This is a genomic window from Pollutimonas rozaliensis, assembly GCF_048751585.1.
In the GTDB taxonomy this organism is placed as follows: domain Bacteria; phylum Pseudomonadota; class Gammaproteobacteria; order Burkholderiales; family Burkholderiaceae_B.
Genome location: NZ_JAZHOB010000133.1, coordinates 1 through 268 on the forward strand (window position 1 = coordinate 1; position 268 = coordinate 268).

Annotated in this window: 1 protein-coding gene; it reads left to right on the forward strand. The window is 63.8% G+C overall.

The annotated features are described in order from the left end of the window. Window positions 1–268: tetratricopeptide repeat protein (locus V0R37_RS22270; RefSeq protein WP_420376577.1), on the forward strand; the 268-nt coding region annotated here is incomplete at both ends.

Genomic DNA, 268 nt, shown 5'->3' on the forward strand with positions numbered 1-268 from the left:
TGCCTATGCCCAATTGGGGGTGGCCTACCTGGAGCGGGACAACCTGCCCCGCGCCCTGAGCGCGCTGGACCGAGCACTGGAACTGGATGCTCGCCACCCGGAGGCACTTCAGGCGATTGCGCTGGTCTATCAGCAGCAGGGAGAGCGCGATCTCGCCAATCGCTATTTCCAGCAGGCGCTGAGCGCCTCGCCCTCGTTTACGCGGGCACGCAACAATTATGCTGCCTTTTTGTATCAGCAGGGGCGCTACCCAGAGGCCTGCGAGCAG